The sequence below is a fragment of the Chloroherpetonaceae bacterium genome, assembly GCA_033763895.1.
Lineage (GTDB): Bacteria > Bacteroidota > Chlorobiia > Chlorobiales > Thermochlorobacteraceae > JANRJQ01.
Genome location: JANRJQ010000004.1, coordinates 545001 through 567878 on the forward strand (window position 1 = coordinate 545001; position 22878 = coordinate 567878).

Genomic DNA, 22878 nt, shown 5'->3' on the forward strand with positions numbered 1-22878 from the left:
TTGTGAGCAACTTCTATTCGTCAATGAAAAGGAAAAGTCTATAACATTTTCGGCTGCTATGGTCAATAATTCCTCGAGGCCGACTGAAAGACATCTATATACAGTTAATTTTAACGGGAAGAATCTAAGAGCAATTACACAAGAAGCAGGTAGTCATAGTGCCGAATTTTCTCCTGATGGAAAATTTTACAGCCACACCTATTCAAATTTTGATTCGCCACCTAAGTTTTATTTAAGAACTCAGACAGGGAAAGTGATCAGAGAATTGGAAACGAATCAAGAACTTCAAAAGTCATTAGGCCTTTTCAAACTCAGTCATACAAAGTTTACGACTTTTCAGTCGCCTTCAGGAGAGATGCTCAATGGGTTTATGATTCTTCCTCAAAATTTTGATTCGACAAAAAAGTATCCTGTAATTATGTATGTGTATGGAGGGCCGGGTTCACAGACAGTGGTGGATCGATATTCGAGCGGATTTGTTTTATGGCTTCGCTTGATGGCACATCGAGGATATGTGGTCGTAAGTGTTGATAACCGTGGAACTGGATTTCGTGGGAATGCTTTTAAGACTTCAACTTATTTGGAATTGGGTGTAAAAGAATGTGAGGATCAGGTTGCTGTAGCTAATCAATTGGCATTAATGTCTTTTATTGATTCAAAGAGGATTGGGATATTTGGTTGGAGTTATGGCGGATACATGACGGCTTATTGCTTGAGTAGAGGAAACGGAATATTTAAGGCAGGAATATCTGGCGCACCCGTTGTTGATTGGAAATTTTACGACACGATTTACACGGAAAGGTTTATGCTAACGCCACTTCAGAACGCTGATGGTTATAAAAAGTCATCTGTTCTTACTTATGCATCAGAATTGAAAGGGAACCTATTTTTAATACACGGGACTGCGGATGACAATGTCCATTTTCAAAATTCTGTTACACTTACAAAACAATTACAAGAAAACGGGATAATGTTTGAATTTATGATGTATCCCGAACAGTATCACGGAGTTAGGGGAAAGCAACGGGCACATTTGATGCGGGCGATGACCTCATTTTTTGAAGAGAACTTATAGTTTGGCTGAATACACTTGTGTTAGTGAAAGGTGTTTCAAGTATTTTTTAAGGAACACCTTTTTTTCTTTCAGTTTATACTGCATGATGAAACGAGGATGTTCCAATGGAATAATTTTCTCGAAAAATTTATGCTCGTTGTTGAGTTCATTAAAGTATTTGAAGAGTTTTGCACTTCCTAAGCAAAAAGCCAAGTTACGATTGGCGCCAAAGGTAAGTTGTACATTTATTTTTTCGATAATGAAAGGTTTTATATTGGATGCCAATTGTTTATCGTCATAAAAATTAAAATTCGCCCCATTTTTTGTGAAACCTAACGGCGATAGGCTGGTGATATAAAAATGATTATAGAAGGAATCGAATCCACCCATTGACTCAATCACTTCTGTGATAAAAGTTGCGGAAAGTTCTCTTTTTTGGGGTAAGTCGTTACTAATTGAGAGTTTTTCTGTGAGTGTAACGGGGTCAGTGAATGCAATTCCTGTAATTCCGCTGCCAAATCGGCCGGGATTGATTCCAAAGATAAATGTTCTTTTTTGTGAATTGTTAAAGAATCGATTAAAAAAAATTTTGTAGAAGTGAGGCGCTTTGTTGAATGGGTTAAGGATTTGAACAGATTTCGGAATTTTTATGGAATTGGGGAATTGCAAGTTTTTATAGAATGGGATGGCTTTTGAAGCGAACGTTTGCATTGAGATTTAATCTGCAACACTTATCACTTCTGAAAGAACTTCGGAAGTTCGTTTTTTGAATTCTTCGACACTTACAGTACTTAAGATTTTTATTGCCATTACAAGCGCAACGACTTCGATTGCAAATGCAGTTGAATAGCCTATAAATTGATTTCCAGTGAGCCACAATGCTACATCTCTTACAGCACCCCCAAAAGCATTTGCTAAAAAATTTGCGGCTGCCTGCGCCATTCCCCAAAGCCCCATAAAGAAGCCGGCATTTTGGGAGGTTGTCATATTCATCATCATTGTCAGGCTGCCGACGGTCAGTGCACCATTCCCGACTCCAAGGAGGAAAACCCCATAAATAAAGATTGATTTATCGAAATTTGGGGAACTTGCGATTACAAGAAATCCGATTGCTGAGATGGCGCAACCCAAGTATGTTGTTTTTTTTGCCCCGATTTTTCCTACAAAAAATAATCCGAGCAACAACAACCCGGCCATTGTTCCGCTTCCCCAAACTTGTGTGAGCTTAGAAGTTTCGGAAACTGACATCGAAAAAATGTGTGCGCCGAAAGGTTCGAGAATAACATCTTGGGCTTGTATGGCCAAAACAGTAACAAACATAAACCAAAAGAATCGATAGACTGTAGGGTTTGCCGCAAGCTTTTTTATTGAAACTTTTCTTGATTCGTTAATGGTGATAGGCGTTGCCGTTTGATTCTGAAGAAATCTCTTTTCACTAAAAAGCATTGCAACCCAAGTGAATCCTACGGCTGACAAGGTGCCTATCCAAAAAACACGGATTAAATTTTGCGTATTAAATTCTTCAAGCCCCTTTGAAACGAACACAGAAGCAACGATACTTCCAAGGATAAGAATAAACCACCCTATTGTTACCGCTTTTGATTTTTGCTTTTCCCCAGCTTTATCGGCGAGAAGGGCATAGAAAAGTGTTCCTGTAATGTTAATCCCAATTCCATAAAAGGTGAAGCTCATTAGGAGGATTAATATTCCGAGATTAAAGTTTTGTGCGAGCATGACTGCTCCATAGACTGAGAGAAGAGTTCCTCCGGTAACAAGCAAATTCCCGATAAGTATTAAATGAGTTCTTCTAAACCCATAAAAAAAATGATGATCTGAATAATATCCAATAAAGGGACGAATGAAAGCAAAGAGGTTGTGGAACCCTATCAAGATGCCAACTAGGAATGCCGAGACACCGAATTCAACAATTAATACACGATTGAGTGTACTATTGAGTAAAACGAAGCAAATTGCGGTAGAAACCTGCATCAAGGAGATTTGAAGAATTCGTTGGATTGAATCCGTTTGCGAGAGGGTTCTAAAGTGTTCGAATGGGTCGGAAATCGTGTTGGCTTTTTCTCCAATTAATCTCTTTTTGAGTTCAAAGGATTGGATTTTTTCACTTTTTACTTCCTCCACGTTGGTCAATTGGGGAATTTCGGAATACTTTTTTAATTCGAACATCTTAAACTTTGAATTACTTAGTCAAAAAAACCATCAGTGGATGTTGTTTCTAATTGAAAGATAGGGAGTGGGTGTAAGTATATCAATCAAAAGGGCTAAAGTATTGATTGTTTAAGAACCGCTTTGGCCGATTTACTCGGTAAGTCTCGAGGTTTGAGGAGAGTAGGGGTAAGGGAATTAAATTTCGAGATATCTCATTAATTCTTGCGCTCTAAACGAAGCATCGTCAATCAAGATTTCGCTTTCTTGTGAGTTATACGTAACATGATAGCCGTAGCGCTCTAAAGTTTTTTGGAGTCGAAAAGCGTCTCTTGATTCAACATTTAGGGTTATCAAGTTTGTATCGGGGAATTCGTGGGATTGAGTGGTGGCAAGGCTAATCACACGAGTTTCATTTTGTTCAAGCAGTTTTACTAAATCGGATAACTTAAATGCACCTGCGGGTATTTCAATTTCAATCAGGTGGTGGATATTACTTAAAGAAAACACTTTGCTCAACTCTTCGAGGATATCTCGATGTAAGACAACTCCAAGATACTGTTGATTTTCATTGACAACGGGCAAGAAGCCTAAACCAGTTTGTGAAATTAATTTCACAGCTTGGTAAGGATGAGACTCTTCATAGAGGGAGGGAGGAAATTGTAGTGATAATTCCTTAATTGCTTTTCCTGTTAACGATGATAAGCGAGAAAGTTCGGGTGAATGAAGGCTTAAAATTGCGCTTAGTTTTTGGTTATCGACAACAGGTAAAGCCCCAAAACCATTCAACTTAATTAAAGCCAAACTGCTTTCAATCTTATCATTTGAGGATAGGACTGGCAGTTTTTTCTCAATTGGATAGCGACTCATATATAACTCCCTTTTATTACTTCTTGCCGGAGCCTAAGTTTGAGTTGTAAAAAACAAAAACAATGTTTCAACCGACCTATTTCTTGATTTTTAGGATTTTATATCAAAAAATCAATCTTTATTCGGCGTTTATTTGACGAATTACATGTTTGAATGTTTCTCTATTCTATTTCGTTCAAATAAAAAAACCTAAGGTTCAATTTTATCGACTCTCGCTGAATGCCTTCCTCCTTCAAAACTTGCTGAAAACCAACTTGACAAACACTCCTTCATTTCCGCTTCGGAAAGAAATCGGGCTGGTAAGCACATGACATTGGCATTATTGTGAGCGCGAGCAAGTTTGGCGATTTCGGGATTAAAAACAAGGGCTGCTCTAATTCCTTTTGTTTTATTTGCAACAATGCTGACACCAACGGCACTTCCGCAAAGCAAAACTCCTTGTTCGCTTTCTAGACTTGCAACTGACTGTGCCACTTTTTTTGCATAATCGGGATAATCGACGGAATCTTTGGAAAAGGTACCTTTGTCGATAACTTGATGACCATTTTTCAAAAGCCAGTCTTCAACGATTTTTTTTCCTTCAAACCCGGCGTGGTCGCTTCCAATGGCTATAATCATAATAATTTATTTGACTCCGTGCATCAATTTGCGAAGGAAAAACGACAATACATAAAGAACCAATGCTGCCGTGGCCGCAGCGACGACAAAGATTCCGAAGAAGTAGGATAGCGAGGCATTGCGAGAGATTTCATCAATAAAGCCTGTGATTGCGCCCGCGATATAATTTCCGATGGCAGAAGCCAAAAACCAAATTCCGAACATCATTCCAAGCAATCGCTTTGGGGAAAGTTTATTGACAAAAGAAAGTCCTACAGGGGAGAGACACAATTCGCCATAAGTTTGAAACAAATATGCCAGAACTAACCAAAGCATACTGACTTTGGCGGTTTCAGCACCTGAAGGAATTTGTGAAGATCCTACCACTAATGAAATAAATCCAAACCCGAGAAGCAAAAGCCCGATAGCAAATTTCATTAAGCCGTTGGGATTGAGATTGTATGATTCAAGTTTTACCCAAAGCCAAGAGAACAAAGGGGCGAACATGAAAATGAACATTGAGTTCACCGATTGAAACCAAGAGGCCGGCATTTCCCATCCGCCAATGATTCTATCTGTAAATTTTAAGGCATAGATATTCATTGATGCACCGCCTTGCTCAAAACACATCCAAAAAATGATTGAGAAAAAGGACATGACAAAAACAACAACCAGCCGATCGATTTCGACTTTGGTTAGAGGTTCTTTCGGTTCTTGATTTTCATTTTGCTTTTTTTCAGGCTTTAACCCAATTTTTCCCAACATGCCTTGACCGAGGTAAAACAAAACAAGACCAAAAACCATACCAATCCCTGCGGCTCCAAAGCCCCAATGCCATCCGATTTTTTCTGCCAAATAACCACAAATCAAAACTCCAATAAACGCACCAATATTGATGCCCATATAAAAAATGGTGTAGGCTGAATCTTTTAAGGGACTTCCTTCAGGGTAAAGTTGACCGACCATAGAGGAGATATTCGGTTTGAACAACCCATTTCCAATAATCAAACAAAAAAGACCGAGATAGAAAAAGATCATACTATCCACTGCGAGTGATGCATGACCTAATGCCATTATTGACCCGCCGATAAGAACTGCGTATCGAAACCCGATCAAGCGATCGGCAATGAATCCTCCGATGAGTGGGGTAACATAAACAAGACCCGTGTAGATGCCGTAAAGTTGCCCAGCTTGTTGAGAAGCCCATCCAAGACCACCATCAGCGATTTCGGTGACCATATAAAGAGTCAGAAGTGCCCGCATGCCATAGTAGCTGAAGCGCTCCCACATTTCGGTAAAGAAAAGGAGATATAATGCTTTGGGATGCCGATCTGAAATGGTAAGGTGTTCGTGAGAGATGCTTCCTGCTGTTGACATACAAATAATGGTTTAGGTACTTCAAAAAAATTAACCGAGCTTCATTGCTTCATGAACTTGCTGCATTGTCGTAGCAGCCACTTTTCGTGCTTTCGATTCACCATCGTGCAGAACTTCTAATACTTTTTCTTGAGTGATAGATGCTCTTGTTTCAAGAATCGGAGCAAGAAAGCGTGAGATACTTTCGGAACACATTTTTTTGCAGGCAACACAACCTAAAGTTCCGGTGCGACAATCTGAATCAATGGATGCGATTTCCGGTTCAGTTGAAAACTTTTTATGATAAGCAAAAACGGTGCAAATGTCAGGGTTACCGGGATCATTTTTTCTCACTTTTGCGGGATCGGTGACGGCGGTTCTTACTTTTGCTTGAACCTCTTCGGGACTATCAGAAAGAAGGATTGTATTGCCAAGAGATTTCGACATCTTCGCTTTTCCATCAAGCCCGACCAAGCGAGAAAACTTGGTCAATTTCGGCTCTGGCTCGGGGAATACTGCCTTGGCTAAGGTGTATTGTTGGTTAAAGCGTCTTGCTAATTCGCGGGTAATTTCAACATGCGGTAATTGATCTTCACCAACAGGAACAAAATTTCCTTTGTAAAGCAAAATATCGGCAGCTTGAAGCACCGGATAACCCAAATGACCATAAGCGATTGTATCCATTTCGAGATCGCGAACTTGCTCTTTAAGAGAAGGATTTCGCTCGAGTCTTGAGGTTGTAATGAGCATTGAAAAAATCAGGAAAAGCTCGGCGTGTTCTTTGACTTGGGATTGCCGGAAGATGGGGCTCTCTTCAGGATTTATCCCGGCTGAGAGCCAATCGATAACCATATCGATTGTATGTTGAAAAATATCTGTCGATGTAGGGTTTGTCGTTAAAGAATGGTAATCTGCTATGAGGTAAAAATTTTGATAGAGATGATTTCCATTTACGTCTTTTTCGTTTTGGAGTTGAACCCAATTTTCGAGTGCTCCTGCGAAGTGGCCAATGTGGAGTTTGCCGGTTGGCCGCATCCCACTCAGAATAACTATTGAACTCATATTGACTATCGTGCAAATTGCCCAAAGGTAAAGATAAATTTCCATCCTTGATTCTGACGAAGCAGTGCGCCGGTGTTGTTATCACGATCGACTGGAACAGTATCAAAGCCAAATCCGTAATCGAAACCAACGAGTCCGACGATGGGTAAAAAGATACGAACCCCGATTCCTGCGGAGCGCTTTAAGTCTGCTAAGTTGACATCATTCCCTCGCAGCCAGACATTTCCAGCTTCAGCAAAAGCAAGGACATAAACTTGAGCACTTGGATTCAGAGAGAGTGGGTAGCGAATTTCAGATACAAACTTTGTATAAAGGTCACCGGTGTATCTTCCGGCAACAAGGGCTCCGATCGATTGTGGTTCATATCCTCTCAGTGGAATTGTAGGAATAAATGAAATCCCGTTATTTCCCATAAAAAATGTATTGATAAACGGAATGAAATCATTTTCGCTGAAGCGCCCAAGGTAACCGCCTTCTGCGGAGAGCATGAGAACGAGATCGCCGGCTAATGGACTGAACCACGCATTTCGTGCCGTGAATTTATAAAAATTGACCGAACCGGGGAGCGGACCACCTGAGAGTTGGGCGGTAAATGAAAAATCGCTGCCACGACGAGAATAGATTGGGTTATCGGTACTGTTTCGGCTAATTATTTGAGTGATGCTGAATTCGCTTGCAACATTTGGTGCATTGGCATCAAAAATGCCGAAGTTGATTAAACCCCCTTCATTTCGCTGATAGCGGAATGAATAATCGAGTCTGAAATAATCATCAGGGAATGTGAGTCTTCGACCGACAGAGATGGTAAAGCCGGTTTGACGAATAAACCCGGTGAAGTTTTGCTGTGTATCGAAAATACTCATTCCGAGTGTGAGCGGTGTTCCAAAAGCCCACGGTTCGGTAAACGAAAGTGATAGGGTTTGGAAATTGAAGTTTCCGAATTGCCATTGGAAATCAAGCCGCTGACCGTCTCCGTGGGGAAGCGGTTTATAGGCGCTGCCATCCAAAACATCTTGAATTGAGAAATTATTGAATGTTAGGCCGAGTGCGCCAGTGAGTCCGATAAATTGGCTGTAACCTGCGGAAGCATTAAAGGTATCGGTTTGTTTTTCTGCAAGTTCGTAGGTGATATCAACTTGATCTTCGCTTCGAGGTTGTATATCGGGATTAATTTTTTCGGAATCGAAATAATTAATGGTTGCAAGTTGGCGTACACTTCGGATAATATTTTCTCGGCTGAACAGGTCTCCGGGAAGGGTGTAAAGTTCGCGGCGGATGACGTGATCTTTGGTTTTTGTATTTCCTTTGATAGAGACTTGACGGATTTTGAATTGATTACCTTCAACTATTACAATGCGGATATCGACGGAATCGCCGGCGACGACAGTTTCTTCGGGCATTGCGCGAAATGTGAGGTAACCCCTATCGGTATAGAGCGAATTGATATCACCGCCATCTTGAGAGAAAGTTAAGCGTTCTTTGATTTTTTTATCATTAAACACATCTCCTTTTTTAAATCCAAACACGGATTCGAGTGTTTCGGTTGGGTAAAGTGTATTTCCTTCCCAAGTCACATTTCGAATAACGTATTTAGGACCTTCGGAAATGAAGACATCGAGAAAAAGATTGGATTTGTCTTCCGAATAGGTGATTGAATCGCGCAGGATACGGGCGTCGCGAAACCCTCGCTCACGGTAAAATGCAAGAAGTTTTTGTTTATCCTCTTCATATTTGCGGCGGTCGAGTTTTGGTCGGCCGAAGATACTTCTCCAAAGGTTATTCTGTTTGGTTTCTTCAAGGGCACCTAAGAGATCTCCTCTATCAATGACTTGATTGCCGTGAAAGGTAATTCGGTCGATTATGACACGGTTATTTTCTCGGATTTTAAATTTGAGGGTAGCTCTTCCATTTGATGTTTCTAGGAGTTCGTGAGTAATTTCCGCACGGAGAAATCCTTTTTCTTCATATTTCTTAAGGATTCTGGTTTTTGCAGCGGCGATCGATTGCTCGGTGATCGTTGAGCCTTTTATCAATAATGCTTGCTTTTGAAGGTCTTCTTCATCTAGTTCGTCATTCCCTTCAAATTCAATTGCGGAGAGCACGGGATACTCACGAACTCGAACTAAAAGAAACACGCCTTCATCGGTTTTCTTTTCTATTTCAATTTTAATTTCACTGAAGAGCCGTTGACGCCACAATCGTTTAACCGCGTTGGCGATTTCAAAGCCGGGAACGGTGATTTCTTGACCGACTTGAATCGGAAAGCGTGCAAGAACATCCTTTTCTTCTATCGTTGAAAGTCCTTCGATTGAAATCCCAAGGATGCGGTAACGGGTTGGGGTATCGCCATCATAAACAGGTTCAGAAAAATCGAGATTTTGCCCTTGCTTCAAGGAATCTTCAGGCGTCTCTTGAGCAATTGTTTTTGACTGCATAAATAAGAAAAGCAGAACAATGCACCCAGCCGATAACAAGCGGTTCTTGGTTTTTATTCTTATGCTTCTGACGGGAAATGGTTTGGGACTTGATAGCTGGGAATTCAGAACAATGAGAACAAGAGAAAATTTATTGATGATTTCGGACATTCGTTGAATTAAAGACTATTTCAGAACTTGTTTGTGCCATATGAAAATTCATAGGGCTAAAAAATGGGTGTTACTACTTTTTAATAAATAATGGATTTATGGTTTCGGAGGTCGCGGCTTCAGCAGAAACCTTTAACTGCTCTGCGGTCATACCAAAACGGCGTTCGCGTTTTTGAAAATCTTTGATTGCGTCATAAAGTTTGTGACGGCGAAAATCGGGCCAATAGCAATTGGTAAAATGTATTTCGGTATAAGCCAATTGCCATAATAAGAAATTGCTGATTCGAAATTCACCGCTTGTTCTTATGAGTAAATCCGGATGAGGCATTCCAAAAGTTGCCAAGTGGCGTTCGATGTGCTCGGATGTAATCTCGGAGGGTTTCACTTTTCCTGATTCCACGAGTGAAGCTATTTTTCGAACAGCTTCTAAAATTTCCCAACGGCCGCTATAGCTCAAAGCAAGCGAGAGGGTCATCCGATTATTGTTTTTTGTGTGCTCTTGAGATTCTATTAGCTTTTCACGAACGCGGGAAGGAAGGTCAAAGACATTTCCAATGACATTGAGTTTAATGTTATTATCGTGAAGGGTTTTGGTTTCGTTTCGAAGTGCTTCAATGAGGAGTTGCATCAAGGCGGAAATTTCTTGTTCTGGTCGCTTCCAATTTTCAGTTGAAAAAGCATAGAGGGTGAGATATGGAATTCCGAGTTGAGCGCATGCTTCAACGGTATCGCGAACAGCATCGATTCCTGCGCTATGCCCCGAGACGCGCAATTTTCCGCGGCTTTTTGCCCAACGGCCATTACCATCCATTATAATGGCAATATGCTTGGGAAGTTCTCCGCTTAATTTGAGGGCATTTTGTTCATGAATATCTTCCGGTGAATTTGGTTCTAGCGCGGCTGTCGCAAAGGATTCGGAGGAACCTTTCAAATCGGAAGTTGATTTATTTTCCTTTTTTGACTTTTCTTGAAAACGAAAAGAAAAAGGGTTCAAAGATTTTGCGGTTGTGTTCACGCGTATTGTATGGTTTGAAAAATCTTGTGAATTTACCCTCTGGCATTTGAATTATCAAAGGGACAATCCTCCCCTTGTGAAAAATCATTTCATTTGAACAGGAAACAAAAATCTAAGCATTGGGCCGACACGCTTTGCCCAATCGCTTTCGCTATGACCTGAGTTTGGTGCTTCGAAATAGAGTAGGTCTTCATCAAGTTCCCACCCTTTGGCAATCAATGAATACTTCAGAAGCCTTGTCGGGCTTACCATTGTGTGCATATCTTCTTTAAGACCGACATCGAGCCAAATTTTTTGATTTGGCTTACGTTTAATTTTAGCAACTTCTTTGACGATGGCTTTGCCTGCCCACCAAGTCGAAGGCGAGAGAATCGCGAGTTTGCCAAATACTTCGTTGTAGCGAAGACCAAAATACAAGGAAACCAACCCACCTAAAGACGACCCGCCGACACCGGTATGTTCTGGCGTTCTGAGGGTTCGATACTTTGCGTCGATAAATGGTTTAAGTTCTTCGATAATCATTTTTGCATAATCATCAGCTTTACCGCCTCGCCCTCGCCAATCTTTGATAAAAGTATATTCATCGAGCCTTGACTCCCCTGTGTTATAAATTCCAACGATAATCATAGGTTCAATTTCTCCGTTTGAAATGAGCTCTTCGGCTGTTTCATCCATTCTCCATTCAACACCCGGAATAAACGATGTGGCACCATCGAAAAGGTTTTGCCCGTCGTGCATATAGAGAACCGGGTAACGCTTTCGAAGGTTACGCTCATAATCGGGAGGGAGATAAACAATAATCGTGCGATCTTTTTCCAGATAAATTGATGGAAAATCTTTGTGCACGACGAAATTACCAGTTAGGGTGTGGCGAGCCGGGGGCTTTGGTCTTAACCTTTGGCTTGAATCCTGCACTCTGCTTTCTTCTATTCTCATTCGATAAATTTCATTCTGCTTTTCAAATAATCGCCTGCTTAGCGCTTTACTTATTCAACATTCCTCTCTCTCAGAGTTTTACAACTTTTACTACACCAAAATTGAAGGTAAGTTTTTATTTCATTTTTTTCAGTGCTTTTGCGTGCAGGAATATTCGGGAAAATTGCTTTACAAATATTTCTTTACCTTAGGCTTTGAATTTTGATTTTCGTCCTTTTTTTGGCCAACTTATTCATGATTTTTTTCACACTTTTTTCTCTCAATTTCTCAAACAGCCCACTTTTAGTGCTGTTCTTCATCGTTTCTTTTGGTATTGCATTTGCGACTTATTACAAGTTACCCATTACTTCAAAAAAACGTTGGATTCTGACGATTGCAAGAACAATCGGCTTTTTTTTACTCCTAAGCCTTTTTTTGGAGCCATCGCTTGAACAAATAAATCGTTTCACGAAAGAGCCCCGAATGGTCATACTGACCGATAACTCAAAGAGTATGACGATTATCGATAAAAAATCAAATGACTCTTACCGAAGAGACAGCATTACCGTTGAACTTCTATCTCGACTTGGCAAACTCAAGCAATTTGAAAAAAACTATTCGATATTTGGTCGTCAGGCTCGCGATGTTTCAATCGATAGCCTTCTCTATCACCTTAAGTTTGAAGACACTGAAACCAATATTTCTCTTGCCCTCCAAAAAGTTTTACGAGAGAATTATGACGCTGCGATTGTGATAAGCGACGGGCGTTTTAATGCCGGTGAACTCCCGCAAAATAGCGCGGAAAATTCCAACTTGCCGATTTTCACGATTCTCATTGGTGATACCTTGGAAAAGCGAGATATCATCCTAAAAAAAGTTCTTGCGCCAGAAGGTGCTGTTTCGGGTTCAAAGGTTCCAATTACTGCGGTTATCTCATCGCAAGGATTTCAAGGTGCAAAGATAGATATTCTTTTGGAAACAGCAGGTGAGGTAAAAGCGCGTAAAGAATTGACGCTTACATCGACCGAAATGACCATAGGCTTTGAGCTCGACGTGACTTATGATGAGTCGCGAAACGGTGAAATGCCACTTAAGGTCAGTATTCTTCCGGTTGATGGTGAATTCTCCGTTTTGAATAATACTCAATCAACCTCTATAAGTGTTTTAAAGAACAAACGCAAGGTGGTGGTATTTTCCGGGATTGCCGATGCGGAAATCGGTGCTGTAAGAAATGCCTTGGCTTCTTTGCCGAATTTCAATTCAGTTTTTTATTCACAAAAAACCCCTAACGATTTTTATGAAGGGGTATTTCAAGCAGTCACTCATCAAGATGCGGATGTTGCGATTTTGATTGGATTACCGAATTCAACAATGAGCAATGCAAGAACAAACGAGATTCTTGCGTTTCTGCAATCCAAAAAGATTCCTGTTTTTACCATTTTCACGTTTCAAACTTCAGGGAGAGAATTACAGAAGTTCGATTCCTTTTTGGCACTTAAAAACGGTCGGGTGGTATTTGGGGAAGCGATTGAAAACACAGCCTTTCTAAGAAATACTCCGAAAGGCTCTAGCTTTATCGGCTTTAAGCCAATTGCGCCGATTCTTGAAGAGGCGATTACTGCCGCACCACCATTGGGTTACCTTGATTATGATTTTCGCCCTAAATCCGGTACGGAGATACTTTGGAAGCTATTTCTTAACACTCGGCCAACAGAGAAAATCGCGTTCGCAATCTTAAACACTGACGGAAGAAAAACCGCCACACTTACGACACCTCAGTTTTGGAGGCTAAGGCTTTCAGAAGATAAATCGGTTCAGGAACTCTATCGACAGACGATTTCCGGTACAATCCAATGGTTGATGCAGTCGGAATCCGGAGAACGATTTCGCGTAGAGCCAATCGCGAAAGTATTTGATGCGGGTTCTGTAGCTGAATTTTCAGCGAACCTACAAGATGAATTTTTACAACCGGTTTCGAAAGCAGAGATTACGCTTCGTGCTATTAATCTTCAAACCAAGCAAAGTTTTTCCGGCACTTTCTTTTCAACCAAAGAGGCGGGATCTTTTTCGCTTTCTTTGGATGGCTTGCCAACGGGTGATTACCGTTTTGAATCTGAAGCCAAAGAAGGCAAGTCTTCTGAAGGAACGATTTTAGGCAAAGCCACCGGGAGTTTTAGAATTGTTCAAACTGGAAAGGAATTTCGAAATACATCAGCAGATATTGGTACAATGAGAGAAATTGCTGAACGCTCGGGGGGGAAATTTTATTTAGCGTCCGAATTCTCATCGCTCGAATCGGATCTTCTTGCAGCAGGCATTCAACCGAAAGTTCAAGAACAAACTTCAAAGCAAGATTTATCTGCGAGCGCTTGGATACTCTTTTTGACTATTTTAAGTTTTGGATTTGAGTGGCTTTTTAGGAAGCTCTCTTCACTTCCATAGCCTTTCTTTCAGTGATGATTCCCTAAGGGGGCTTATTTAGAAGTGAGGCTATCAATCAGATTCATTTTAATTTTTATGGCAATTATTTTTGATGGTGTAAGGCTAATCAATCCAGCTGAATCGATCGACTCATTGGGTTGTGTTCGTATTTCTCATGAAGGCGTCATTACCGATATTCGATTGGGTCGTGGTGGTTTTGCACAAGAGTTGGCACAAACCGATGACCTTATTTATGACTTTACGCACCGCGGGGGTGAAGTATTATTTGCTTCCGGCCTATTTGATATGCATTGCCATTTTCGACAACCGGGTTTTGAATACAAAGAAACGCTTGAAACCGGAAAAAATGCTGCAATTGCCGGTGGATTCACTGGTGTTGCGCTAATGCCCAATACTGAACCTCCCATAGATAATGCGCAGAACGCTGCTTTTATCTATCACTTAACCCATCAATTTCCAATTGAAACATCCGTTATTGGGGCTATAACTGAGGGACGAAAAGGTCAAAAAATTTGTGGTTATGGCGACCTTTCCACCGTTGGTGTTACCGCAATTTCGGATGATGGTTCACCGGTGATGAATTCACGCACAATGCGAATGGCTTTTGAATATGCCACTGCATTTGATATGCTTGTCATTCAGCATTGTGAAGATACATGCCTTGCAGAGAGTGGTGTTATGAATGAAGGTGTTTATTCTTCGATACTCGGGCTTCGCGGAATTCCTTCAATCTCTGAAAGCATCATTCTTTCGCGCGATCTCTCACTCTTACGATATCTTTCAGATAAAAAGAAATCCGTTTTCCCGAATGCGCCCCGATATCATGTGGCACATATCAGTACAGCAGAGGGGATTAAATTGGTCAAGGAGGCAAAGTCGGAGGGGCTTTGTGTAACGGCAGAAGTAACTCCGCATCATTTTACGCTAACCGAACGTGATGTTTTTGAATCGGGGTTTGACGGAAATTTTAGAATGAACCCGCCACTTCGCTCGGAGCGAGATAAGGAAGCCATTTTAGAAGCGATTGAAACAGGCGTAATTGATGTGATTGCAACAGATCACGCCCCACACGCTCCGCATGAAAAGGAATGCGGCATTATGCAAGCTGCATTTGGGATTGTCGGCCTTGAAACGGCTGTTGGACTTTCTTGGACGGAGCTTCATTTCAAACGCGGGATTTCTCATGCCCAGATTGTTTCGATGCTTTCTTCGGCACCGCGTGCCCTCTTAAAACTTCCTGCTATATCGTTTCGCAAGGGTGCCCTTGCAAATTTCAGTTTGATTGATACTGCCATTGAATATCTTGCATTGAATTCAAGCTTTCAATCGAAATCAAAAAATTCTCCCTTTAACGGGCGAAAGTTGCGAGGTAAGGCCATTGCAATTGGAAGCAAGGGGGTTTTTCTTAAAGATGATACGCTTTTTTCAAGCTCGGCTAAGATTCATCAATTTAAACCTTAGTTGATTTTCATGACGCCATCAATTAAAAGTGCGCAGAGAAAGTATTACGACCTTTTGAAGAATAACGACTTCAAGGTTACTATGGCTCGCCTCAAAATGCTTGAGGTGATTGATAAACTTCACATCCCTCTTACTGCGGCTGAAATTCACGAGAAGCTTAAAAATCTTGAGCCTCCTGTGAAGGCGGATTTAGCAACAGTTTACCGCTCGTTAAATCAATTTGCAGACACCGGTATTTTGAGCCGAGTAGAACTGGGCGATAGCTCGACTCGATTTGAATATCCTCAATCGCACCATCATCATATCATTTGCGTCGATTGCGGAAAAATTTCAAATATTCATTTGTGCAATCTTGATTTGCTTGTGAAAGAAATTTCTTCCATAACCGGATTTACCGATATCAATCATGAAGTGATTTTTAAGGGTAAATGCGGGTGCAAAGGAACGGCAAGTCGCTCGACGAGTCCATCAAATTTTCATCGTCATTGAACTTTTTTCGTCAGTTGAGGTTTGTTTTTAGAACTTAAAAAGGGAGTCGTTTATTGACTCCCTTTTTTTCATTCACCCATTATCACTTTCAATATGATTAGTCCATAATTCTTCGAAGAAACGCCGGGCGATCGGGATTATTTTTTCGAATTCGTTCATCGTTAAACGATTTTAAGTCAGTCACTGGCTTCTCAGTGATTTCCTCATCGAGCGGTGGTTTTTCCTTAATGATGGGCTGAATCGGTTGCTGATTTTCTTTTCGCATATAGGCGGGTATCTCGTAGATATCGCGCATATTTTGCGGTTCAGAAATTTGCGGGCGGCCTGTTGGAAATGGCCTTTGGTCATTGACATCAAAGGGTTTCGGCAAATGAGTTTCCGGAGCCTTTGGCACCCCTACTGAATTTGATCCGAAAATTTGAGTTTGATCGGGATCAACATTTTTTGCTTGAATTGGCGATTTAATGGGCTCTTGCAAACCGCTTGAGCGAACGACTTTTAATCCACTTGGGGTTGCGATAGGCTGCTGAGTAGCCGCGGAAATATTGCGGACAAAATTGACCCCCTTTTTATTGAATCCTGTCGCAATAACGGTTACTGTAATTTCACCTTGCTTTTCCTCATTTTCCACAATACCGTGAATGATGTGAGCATCAGTTCCAACTTGTTCTTGAATGTAATTCATTGCGATCTCGACGTCGTCGATACTCACATCACCTGTAATGTTCACCAATACACCTGAGGAGCCTTTGATTGATTGGCCATCGAGTAAGGGGCTTGAGATGGCTTCTTTTGCCGCTCGGAGCGCACGCTCTTCGCCTGATGCTACGGCTGAGCCCATCACGGCATCACCGGCCTCAGTCATAATGTTTCGAACATCGGCGAAATCGACATTGACATGCCCGTGATTGGTCACGATTTCGGAAATTCCTTTAGCGGCGCGATAGAGCACTTCATTGGCAAGGTTATAGGCATCGCGAGATTTCAGCCCTTTTGGTGCAAGCTGAAGAATACGCTGATTTTGAACAACAATGAGGGTATCGACATGTTTTCGTAATTCTTCAATACCCTTTTCAGCTGTTTGAGTCACACGCGGGCCTTCATAATTGAACGGCTTCGTGATAATGCCAATAGTTAAGATGCCTAAGTTTTTAGCAATTGCCGCTACAACAGGCGCGGCGCCGGTTCCGGTACCTTTGCCCATTCCGGCAGTAATGAAAAGCATATCAGTATTTCTGACCAGTTCAGAAATTCTTTCACGATCTTCTTCAGCGGCTTTTTGACCGACAAGCGGATTAAACCCTGCGCCTAAGCCTTTTGTAGCTTCGCGTCCGAGTTGTATGGTTTCATCAGCTTTTGAGGCTGAAAGGGCTTGTCTATCGGTATTGCAGACGATGAACTCAACGCCTGTAATTCCCCGTTCAATCATGTTATTGACTGCGTTTCCACCGCAACCGCCAACTCCAATAATTTTAATTTTGGCACCGCCCAAATGCTCTGCAGCGCGGTCAAATTCAAATGTTGACGTCATCGTTTCCTCCTCTAAAGATTTTAATACGGCTTAAAGTCCGGTTGCTTCTTTCAATTGAAAGTCGCATTGTTGTGTTGTGATAATATTTCATGATGCGTTTAGGCAAGTCGATTTTCGAATAATTAAATTTGATCAAACCAGTTTTTAAGTCGATTCACCAAAGAGTTATCATTTTCTTTGGGAATTTCTTTTGGCACCTCGGTTGCGGCTCTTTCTTCGGAGAGCAATGAATTTTCGGCACGAATCGGATTTTGTTCGATTTCTTCGAGTGCGCGTAAGACAAGCCCTACGGCCGTTGCGTAAATCGGTGAATTTATTTCACCAAGCATACCTCCTGATATACCTTCTGGTTTTCCGATTCGAACATCCATTCCAAGAATCTCTTGGGCGAGAGCTTGGGTACCGTCGATCATTGAACCACCTCCGGTGAGAATTGCACCGGCATTGAGATAATCGTAGTAGTCAGATTTTTTTAGGACTTTTACAGAGTGCTCAAAAATTTCAATCAATCGGGCTTCGATAATATTTGTCAGTTGACTACGCATAAACATTTTTGGTGCTCGGCCTTCAATGCTTTGGACATGAATTTCCTCGTCACGAATAAGATCGCGAGAGTAGGCAAATCCGTATTTGATTTTAAGATCTTCTGCAACATAGTCAAGTGTTTTAAGGCCGTAAGCGATGTCGTTCGTAACATCAAAGGCTGCCAATTTTATGACTTCTGAATGACGAATGACACCTTTTGTATAAATCGCGATATCGGATGTTCCTCCGCCGATATCAATAATTGCAACGCCAGACTTTTTCTCTGATTCTTTTAAGACTGCAAGCCCCGATGCAATGGGTTCAAAGGTCATTCCATTGATGACAAGACCAGCCTTTTCAATACACTGCTCGATATTGCGAATTTTATTCTTCATTCCAACCACCACATACACGGCACCCTTCATCGTTTGACCGACCATCCCAATTGGGTCAATAACACCTTCTTGATCATCGATAATAAATTCTTGCGGAATCGAGTGAATGATTTCTCGCTCAAGATTGATCAGATTAATCAGGTTATTTTTGGCTTTATCGACAAACCGGCGGACATCGTCTTCTCGAACAATTCCGCTGGGGTTAATGGTAATTTCGGCATTCGACTTTATGCATTGGACATGCTCACCCGATATACCCACATTTACCCCTTTGATGCGTATGCCCGACAGTTGCTCCGCTTGCTCAACGGCTTTTGTGATGGCATCAACTGTTTTATTGATGTTCACTACTGCTGCTCTTGAAACCCCTTCCGATTTTGCTTTTCCAACGCCAAGAATTTGAATTTTTCCGAATTCATCTTTCTTAGCGACAACCACACAAATTTTGGTGGTGCCGATATCCAACCCTACAACAATTTTATCTTTCATATCCCGATGCTTTGGCAAATACTTTTCCTGAATACCTTAAATCGACATACTCAAAAGCATTAATTCCCTTTTTGGTAATCACTGCTTTCCAGAATGTTTCAAAACTGACCAATACTTCCTGATGACGTTTCTCTTCCCTTTCATTCGTTAATTTTTCACTTTCTCCCTGCGGCGTTTCTATGGCTCCACCTGAAATGTAGAATCGCGTATCACCATCGTTTGTAAGAGCAATAATTCGCTTTGGATTTGCAACATTGATTTCAGCAATGACCATTTTTGCAAATTCACTTTTTTGTAGCTCGTTCAAGAAAAATAAGGCATCGCTTACCTCCGTACGATCTAACTTTCGCTTTCCTTCTTCTTTTACAATTTTCTGAAAGCCACTGAGTACCGGAATTTTTCCTGAGCCCTTCATTGCTTCGGAAGCAAAAGGCAGTAAACTTCCTTCTCTTGAAATCATAACCCATTTCCCGGAGACTGAGGCCATAGCAACAGGAATTTCTTCAACAATTTCAACTCGAATGGCATCCGGTAATTCTTTTGACACAATAGCCTTTGCAATAAATGGCTCAGATTGAAGCGTATCTGCTATTGCCGTAATTGAAACCTCTGAAAGCGACATTCCGCGCCACTTTTTGGTGAGCTTTACGATTGATTCTTCAGCAACGGTTTGATTCCCTGTGACGATGAGCCTCTCAAATTTTGACTCACCAAGAAGCAACCGAGATGCGATAAAAGCGACAATGAGAACAGAAACCAGCGCACCGATAACCCATAATTTTTTTCGTGAATCATTTGCATCAGGCTCCGTTATTCCTTCCCTTTCGGTTTCACTATTTTCAATATTCTCTTTCAGTTCCAATGAGGGTTTCTCATCGGTTGTGATATAGCTTTGAGCTGTGCTTGGTAAATCTGCCCGATTATTTTTTGGTTCAAACGGCCGATCTTCCCCTAAGTCAACATATCCTTTCATACCTCTAAATATGATGTTTGATTTCCGGCAGTTTGGCCAAAGGAATTTTCTTGAGCTTTCAAGGCATTCTGAGAAAATCCCAAGAGTTTAATTTCTAATTCGAGCGAGACACGAAACTTTTGAAAGACTTCTCTTTTAGCGATATCAATCAATTCTAGCATTTCACTTGCTTTTGCCGAAGCATTTGCATTGACCAAAAAATTGGCATGTTTTTCTGAAATTTGAGCGCCTCCCCTTTGAAGGCCTTTTAGTCCACAAGCTTCAATCATCACACCGGCAAACCTTGGATTACCCTCTGAATCCGGTGGCGGATTTTTGAAGACACTTCCTGCATTTGGCAAATTGAGCGGTTGAGACGAGCGGCGTTTTTCCATCCACTCTTTCTTCTTTTCGATTGCAATTTTCAGTTCACTTTCTTTAAGTTTCTTCAATTTCAACTTGGTTGAAAGAATGATATCATTCCCAAGATCGGTACCTCGGTATCGGTATGCAATTTTGCTTTTGTGTAATTTTTCAATTTTGCCATTCCTTAAAACCTCGACCCATTCAATGACTTCAAAAATTTCTTTTCCGTAAGCGCCGGCATTCATTAATACAGCTCCGCCAATACTCCCGGGCACACCGGAAAGATTTTCTAACCCGCCATATCCTTTCTTTAGTGTTTTTGCAGCGAGCTCGGGTAAGTCAACCCCGGCTTCAACATAGAAGTAAATATGTTCTTCATCTTCCGATTCCACTTCAACCTTTTCAAGATTTTCGCGAAGTGAAATGACCGCGCCACGAATTCCCTCATCCGAAATCAGCACATTGCTACCCCGTCCTAAAACAACATATTGAATCCCTGATTTCTGAAAGAACGAGACTGCAGAAAGGACATCTTGTTTGTCAAGCGGTTTAATGAAGAAATCCGCATTTCCACCGATTCGGTAACTTGAATACTTCGCTAGATTCTCGGCGATAAGAATTTCACCACGAATAGCTTTTCTCATTTCTTCCAAAGAAACCATTGATACTCCTTTAGGCTTCAAGCGCGGCATTGCCGTGCTCTAAGGTTAAATGCTTAGTTGCATAATCAATTGTCAATTTCATACCCTTAAAGAATGAATAACCGATAATTGCTTTTGGTAATGCCGCTGTTTGTGCACCTCGCTCTTCGAGAAAGGTTCGAACGGAAGAGAGGTCCATAATGCCAACATGAATATTTTTTCGTGAAGTATTTCCGATTTCCATTTGTTCGGCCTTTACAACATCAATAATATGAATTGCCCCATCAACGCTATGAACTTCTCGATCAAGATATTCACCCAATAACTCTTCAAATTCTCCTTCTTCCGCAATATCTTTTGAAATCAAACAATCTGTGGCACCTGTATCAAGTACGGCACTTAGTTGGAACTTTTTGTTTTTTGAATGAATCGTTAAAGGCACAATAATTAGCGGAACATTTTCGGCTGCCAATTCGAAGCTGATTCTGTTTTTTTCGGTTACGACAGCGGTTTGCTGCCCTGATTTCATAATGAATTGCTCAGCAAGCACGGCTGCATCTTTGGTGATATCACCTGCACCCATAAAAACAAATACATCCGTGGTTTCTCGCATTTGTGAAATACAGGTTTCTATAAATGCTTTTCGATCTGTGACAAGACCACCTTTTGCGCTTTGAATTTGATTAAGAACCAAGGCGGAACTTACCTCGTTATAGTCTTCTTTTTTCTCACGAGATCCGAAAACTTCATAAAGCGCAACAGAGTCGGCGAGATCTAAGGCTTCAGCAAATCCTTTTGCAAAATCTTTTGTTCGCGAGTACAGGTGCGGTTGAAAAACTGCCTTGATATTTTTCTTTGGAAATGCATTTCGTGCCGCGCTCAATGTTGCTTTAATTTCTGTGGGATGGTGTGCGTAGTCATCGATCACGACAGGGAATTCACTCGATCCTGAAAAACGAACATCAAACCGACGACCAACGCGGACAAACTTTTTAAGTGACTCGGCTATGGACGAAATATCCAGTCCAAGTTCCAGACCTACCGCGATTGCCGCGAGTGCATTTTTTGTATCGTGAATTCCTGCGGAGGCCAGTGAAATCAACCCGACGTCTTTGCCCCGAATTGAGAGACGGAATGTTTGTGAAACCCCATCAGTATTGAAATCTGATGCTCTGATATCCGCGTTTTCCTTTAAGCCATACGTGACCTTGCGGTGTTTCAGGTTTTTAGCAATTTCCAGAAGATTTTCCTCATCGGCACACAAAATAACAGATCCATAGAATGGGACTTTTTCAGCAAAGGTTGTGAAGGCATTTTTCAAATCATCCAAGTCCTTATAAATGTCAAGATGCTCGGCTTCGAGCGTTGTCATGACGGCAATGGTTGGGGTAAGTTTTAAGAATGTTCTGTCATATTCATCCGCTTCGATGACCATATATTCTCCTGAACCGACTAAACTGCTTCCTCCAAACCCTTGCTCTCGGAAATATGTCGATACGCCGCCAATTAATGCTGTTGGTTTTAACCCGCATTCGTGAAGCACGGTGGCTGTTAGCGAGGTGGTCGTGGTTTTTCCGTGAGTTCCTGCAATACATATTCCAACCTTGTGACGCATGACTTCTCCCAACAATTCATCACGCTTAACGACAGGAATCCCTTGTTTATAGGCTTCCAATGTTTCGGGATTTTCTTTCGGGTTGACGGCAGAAGAGTGCGCCACAGCCTCAACACCAATAACATGAGCGGCTTGATGACCGATAAAAATTTTCGCCCCTCGCTCTTTCAATCGGTCAGTCACCTCCGATTCTTTTTCGTCTGAACCGCTGATAATCAGCCCTTTACTCAGCAAAATTTCTGCAATAGCACTCATCCCTGCTCCACCAATGCCGACTAAATGCATTCGCTTGAGCTTTCCAAACGGAAGACCCATTTGTGAAATCACGGATTGCTGTGTATTGCCTTTATTCATT

At 41.5% G+C, this 22878-nt stretch carries 18 protein-coding genes (1 of these 18 cut by a window edge); 4 read left to right on the plus strand and 14 right to left on the minus strand.

Features of this window, described 5'->3' with window-relative positions; genetic code table 11:
• Positions 1 to 1075 carry the 3' end of a S9 family peptidase gene (locus SFU91_03035; GenBank protein ID MDX2127990.1) on the plus strand. The gene continues 1094 nt to the left of window position 1, outside the view, so 1075 of the gene's 2169 nt are visible here — the last part of the coding sequence; its start codon lies beyond the left edge, outside the window; it ends in the stop codon at positions 1073 to 1075.
• Here SFU91_03035 and SFU91_03040 read toward each other — a convergent pair.
• From SFU91_03040 to SFU91_03080, 9 genes are all read right to left on the minus strand, one after another.
• Positions 1070 to 1765, minus strand: a complete 696-nt coding sequence (locus tag SFU91_03040) for a DUF4918 family protein (protein ID MDX2127991.1) — start codon at positions 1763 to 1765, stop codon at positions 1070 to 1072. The two genes, SFU91_03035 and SFU91_03040, sit on opposite strands and share 6 nt — an antisense overlap.
• A 6-nt stretch (positions 1766 to 1771) precedes the next feature.
• The gene (locus SFU91_03045) at positions 1772 to 3238 is read right to left on the minus strand and encodes a BCD family MFS transporter (GenBank protein MDX2127992.1); all 1467 of its coding nucleotides are present in this window, start codon (positions 3236 to 3238) and stop codon (positions 1772 to 1774) included.
• Positions 3239 to 3415: 177 nt separating this feature from the next.
• Positions 3416 to 4087, minus strand: a complete 672-nt coding sequence (locus SFU91_03050; GenBank protein ID MDX2127993.1) for a CBS domain-containing protein — start codon at positions 4085 to 4087, stop codon at positions 3416 to 3418.
• 189 nt (positions 4088 to 4276) lie between these two features.
• A complete protein-coding gene (rpiB, locus tag SFU91_03055) occupies positions 4277 to 4705 on the minus strand; it encodes a ribose 5-phosphate isomerase B (protein MDX2127994.1) in 429 nt (142 codons plus the stop codon).
• Between the two features lie 6 nt (positions 4706 to 4711).
• Positions 4712 to 6061 (minus strand): peptide MFS transporter, encoded by a 1350-nt coding sequence (locus SFU91_03060; GenBank protein ID MDX2127995.1) that lies wholly within the window; start codon positions 6059 to 6061, stop codon positions 4712 to 4714.
• A gap of 30 nt (positions 6062 to 6091) precedes the next feature.
• A complete protein-coding gene (gene trpS, locus SFU91_03065; protein MDX2127996.1) occupies positions 6092 to 7102 on the minus strand; it encodes a tryptophan--tRNA ligase in 1011 nt (336 codons plus the stop codon).
• Between the two features lie 5 nt (positions 7103 to 7107).
• On the minus strand, positions 7108 to 9537 hold the full coding sequence (gene bamA / locus SFU91_03070) for an outer membrane protein assembly factor BamA (GenBank protein ID MDX2127997.1): 2430 nt from the start codon (positions 9535 to 9537) through the stop codon (positions 7108 to 7110).
• 223 nt (positions 9538 to 9760) lie between these two features.
• Positions 9761 to 10702, minus strand: coding sequence for an isoprenyl transferase (locus SFU91_03075; protein ID MDX2127998.1), 942 nt, complete (start codon positions 10700 to 10702; stop codon positions 9761 to 9763).
• 84 nt (positions 10703 to 10786) lie between these two features.
• A complete protein-coding gene (locus SFU91_03080; protein ID MDX2127999.1) occupies positions 10787 to 11638 on the minus strand; it encodes an alpha/beta hydrolase-fold protein in 852 nt (283 codons plus the stop codon).
• A gap of 234 nt (positions 11639 to 11872) precedes the next feature.
• Between SFU91_03080 and SFU91_03085 the strand changes: the two genes are divergently transcribed.
• From SFU91_03085 to SFU91_03095, 3 genes are all read left to right on the plus strand, one after another.
• On the plus strand, positions 11873 to 14059 hold the full coding sequence (locus SFU91_03085; protein MDX2128000.1) for a hypothetical protein: 2187 nt from the start codon (positions 11873 to 11875) through the stop codon (positions 14057 to 14059).
• Between the two features lie 75 nt (positions 14060 to 14134).
• Positions 14135 to 15520, plus strand: coding sequence for a dihydroorotase (locus tag SFU91_03090; GenBank protein MDX2128001.1), 1386 nt, complete (start codon positions 14135 to 14137; stop codon positions 15518 to 15520).
• Positions 15521 to 15529: 9 nt separating this feature from the next.
• Entirely contained in the window at positions 15530 to 16009 is a 480-nt protein-coding gene (locus SFU91_03095) for a transcriptional repressor (GenBank protein MDX2128002.1), read from the plus strand.
• 97 nt (positions 16010 to 16106) lie between these two features.
• On the opposite strand, the gene ftsZ is transcribed toward SFU91_03095, so the two are convergent.
• The 5 genes from ftsZ to murC all read right to left on the minus strand — a co-directional run bounded on the left by ftsZ (position 16107) and on the right by murC (position 22877).
• Complete coding sequence (gene ftsZ / locus SFU91_03100; protein ID MDX2128003.1) at positions 16107 to 17540, minus strand: cell division protein FtsZ; 1434 nt, start codon at positions 17538 to 17540, stop codon at positions 16107 to 16109.
• Between the two features lie 122 nt (positions 17541 to 17662).
• Entirely contained in the window at positions 17663 to 18949 is a 1287-nt protein-coding gene (gene ftsA, locus SFU91_03105; protein ID MDX2128004.1) for a cell division protein FtsA, read from the minus strand.
• Positions 18939 to 19922 (minus strand): FtsQ-type POTRA domain-containing protein, encoded by a 984-nt coding sequence (locus SFU91_03110; protein ID MDX2128005.1) that lies wholly within the window; start codon positions 19920 to 19922, stop codon positions 18939 to 18941. The genes ftsA and SFU91_03110 overlap by 11 nt, the downstream gene beginning before the upstream one ends.
• Positions 19919 to 20959 (minus strand): UDP-N-acetylmuramate dehydrogenase, encoded by a 1041-nt coding sequence (gene murB, locus SFU91_03115; GenBank protein ID MDX2128006.1) that lies wholly within the window; start codon positions 20957 to 20959, stop codon positions 19919 to 19921. The genes SFU91_03110 and murB overlap by 4 nt, the downstream gene beginning before the upstream one ends.
• Complete coding sequence (murC, locus tag SFU91_03120) at positions 20940 to 22877, minus strand: UDP-N-acetylmuramate--L-alanine ligase (protein MDX2128007.1); 1938 nt, start codon at positions 22875 to 22877, stop codon at positions 20940 to 20942. The genes murB and murC overlap by 20 nt, the downstream gene beginning before the upstream one ends.
• Position 22878: the final 1 nt, after the last annotated feature.

Coding starts and splice junctions, on each gene's coding strand:
- SFU91_03040 (MDX2127991.1), bottom strand. CDS start 1,765: ATGCAAACGTTCGCTTCAAAAGCCATCCCATTCTATAAAAACTTGCAA.
- SFU91_03045 (MDX2127992.1), bottom strand. CDS start 3,238: ATGTTCGAATTAAAAAAGTATTCCGAAATTCCCCAATTGACCAACGTG.
- SFU91_03050 (MDX2127993.1), bottom strand. CDS start 4,087: ATGAGTCGCTATCCAATTGAGAAAAAACTGCCAGTCCTATCCTCAAAT.
- rpiB (MDX2127994.1), bottom strand. CDS start 4,705: ATGATTATAGCCATTGGAAGCGACCACGCCGGGTTTGAAGGAAAAAAA.
- SFU91_03060 (MDX2127995.1), bottom strand. CDS start 6,061: ATGTCAACAGCAGGAAGCATCTCTCACGAACACCTTACCATTTCAGAT.
- trpS (MDX2127996.1), bottom strand. CDS start 7,102: ATGAGTTCAATAGTTATTCTGAGTGGGATGCGGCCAACCGGCAAACTC.
- bamA (MDX2127997.1), bottom strand. CDS start 9,537: ATGCAGTCAAAAACAATTGCTCAAGAGACGCCTGAAGATTCCTTGAAG.
- SFU91_03080 (MDX2127999.1), bottom strand. CDS start 11,638: ATGAGAATAGAAGAAAGCAGAGTGCAGGATTCAAGCCAAAGGTTAAGA.
- SFU91_03085 (MDX2128000.1), top strand. CDS start 11,873: ATGATTTTTTTCACACTTTTTTCTCTCAATTTCTCAAACAGCCCACTT.
- SFU91_03090 (MDX2128001.1), top strand. CDS start 14,135: ATGGCAATTATTTTTGATGGTGTAAGGCTAATCAATCCAGCTGAATCG.
- SFU91_03095 (MDX2128002.1), top strand. CDS start 15,530: ATGACGCCATCAATTAAAAGTGCGCAGAGAAAGTATTACGACCTTTTG.
- ftsZ (MDX2128003.1), bottom strand. CDS start 17,540: ATGACGTCAACATTTGAATTTGACCGCGCTGCAGAGCATTTGGGCGGT.
- ftsA (MDX2128004.1), bottom strand. CDS start 18,949: ATGAAAGATAAAATTGTTGTAGGGTTGGATATCGGCACCACCAAAATT.
- SFU91_03110 (MDX2128005.1), bottom strand. CDS start 19,922: ATGAAAGGATATGTTGACTTAGGGGAAGATCGGCCGTTTGAACCAAAA.
- murB (MDX2128006.1), bottom strand. CDS start 20,959: ATGCCGCGCTTGAAGCCTAAAGGAGTATCAATGGTTTCTTTGGAAGAA.
- murC (MDX2128007.1), bottom strand. CDS start 22,877: ATGAATAAAGGCAATACACAGCAATCCGTGATTTCACAAATGGGTCTT.